General features: G+C 65.4%; 2 protein-coding genes. One reads left to right on the top strand and one right to left on the bottom strand.

Annotated features, from left to right (window positions below):
* Positions 1-1114, top strand: a 1114-nt coding sequence (locus tag ACWXWW_RS17780; RefSeq protein ID WP_455971310.1) for a hypothetical protein, incomplete at its 5' end; no start/stop codon positions are given.
* Here the strand turns inward: ACWXWW_RS17780 and ACWXWW_RS17775 are convergent.
* The coding region (locus ACWXWW_RS17775) for an acyltransferase family protein (protein ID WP_455971308.1) at positions 1104-2033 on the bottom strand (930 nt) is incomplete at its 5' end. The genes ACWXWW_RS17780 and ACWXWW_RS17775 overlap by 11 nt on opposite strands.

Raw genomic sequence — 2033 nt, 5'->3', positions numbered from 1 at the left:
CGATATCGGCGGGTACGGGCGAACCATGTTCAACCGCATCAGCGGGTTCGCCGTGTCGACGCACGAGACCGCGTTCGACACCCACCACGGCAGCTACGGAAACAAGTTCATCGGCTGCGAGGTCGACGGCGTGAACCTGTCGGGCTCGCGGGCGTATGGCCTCCGCGGTCGACGTCACGAGTTGGTGAACTGTTCCGCGCACAACGTGAGCATCGGGTTCGCGTTCTTCGACGAGGGTGCCGCGACGAAGCCATGGGCGTACACCGGGAATCACAAGATGATCGGGTGTGTCGCGACGCGTGCGTACCAGCCCATTTCGGCGGACCTCGGCCGCTACTGGGATGCTGACCTCGGCCCGACTGTGGAAATCCACGGCGGCTCGTTCGAGTCGTACGGGTCGTCGTTCGTGTTCGGCCGCAATGCGCGATTCGTGTTCGGTGACCCGTTCTTCCGGTCCGACGTCGACCAGCCGGTCGCGACGAACGGCCGCATCCTCACATTCGCGCAGTGCGACGTGCTCGGCTCGATGCGGGTCGACCTCGCACGCTGGACGGTCGGAGCGGTTTCGGCGCTGCTGTACTTCGCGAACGCTGGCACGGAGAGGTCCTTCGTGGACCTCGATCTGCGTGCCGTGATCAGCGAGTTCGGGCGTGCGAATCTGGCGTACCTCACGGAGTGGAACACGCAGATCGGGGACGTTCGCCTGTACATCAACGGTTCCACGACCGCGGCGTTCACTCGGAACACGGGCCTCGAAGCGGGCCTGCAGCGGTTGACCGTCCGAGGGCGCGCCGAGATTGGGCCGGGCGGCAACTCGAACGTGAACGTCGTGACCGTGACGGCCGGGACCGCGATCCCCACGCTGCGATCTGGCGACCCGATCATCTTCAACCGTCTGACCGCCGCTTCGAACGTCACATCCGGGACTCTCGGCCCGGGAATGCTCGGTGGGCAGATGATGAAGATCCATGTCGCATCGGACAGCCCAGGAACGGTGACGATCCCGAACGGGTCGGCGTATCTGACCAATATCGGCGCGAACACTCCGATCGCCCCAGGTCAGACGCTGACGCTGATGTGGGACTCCGTGGTGAAGCTCTGGGTCAAGGGGTAGTGCTCGTCTGGCTGGATGTGGCCTTAGTGTCGCGTCCGGCCAGACGAGCCTTGTCCCAGGGGGTGTCAAAGACGCCCGGGACGCCGCGCAGAACGCGGTACGCGAGTAGCGAGAGCCCGATGGACACGGCCGCGACGGCCGGGACGATGAGCGCGACTCCTGGCCCCTGCAGTCGAGGGAGAGCGGCCACGGCGACACTGATCGCGAGGATCGGGAAGAAGTGCACGAGGTAGATCGGCAGCGTGTTCCGGCCGAGGTACGCCACCCAGTCGAACGCCTTCCACTTCGCCAGCCACACGGACACTGCCACGCCCGCGGCAACGCCGAACGCTCCGATCAGCAGTCGTGACCCTGGGGTGTCGACCGCCCAGCCGCGCGTCCGCAGATACGCGACGACGACGTAGCCCGCGACGATGATCAGAGCGGGCAGGAGATGGAGTCGGGAGGCGGCGTCGAGGGTGAGGCGACGTAGGTAGATGCCCAGCACGAAGAACACGACGTAGGAGGCCGTCTTCACCCAAGCGACGTGAGTCAACGGCGTGAACCCGGAGGAGACTGCGAAGGAAACGACGCCTGCCAACGAGACCACCGCCCACGCTGGCGCCTTCCGTACCACCCACACGGCGACCGAGAACAGGGCAAGGGCGTAGAGGAACCAGAGACTGTCGTGCGGCTGCACGAAGATCAGGAGCACTCGACGCCAGTCCGGGTCGATCGTCGGCGGGTGCACGAAGTGCCCGTAGACGGTCCTCACGACCGCCCACACGACGTACAGGTAGAGGAAGAACGACACCCTCTTCCACCAGATCTCGCGGAACGTCTGCGTGAGGAGCTTCGCGGACACCAGGCCCGAGGCGAAGAAGAACAGCGGCATGCGGAACGTGTCGAGCAGGTTGATGTACCTCGCCCACGCCGAACC

It is taken from the genome of Microbacterium sp. KNMS (assembly GCF_053851835.1).
This window is presented reverse-complemented; position numbering and strand designations above follow the sequence as displayed.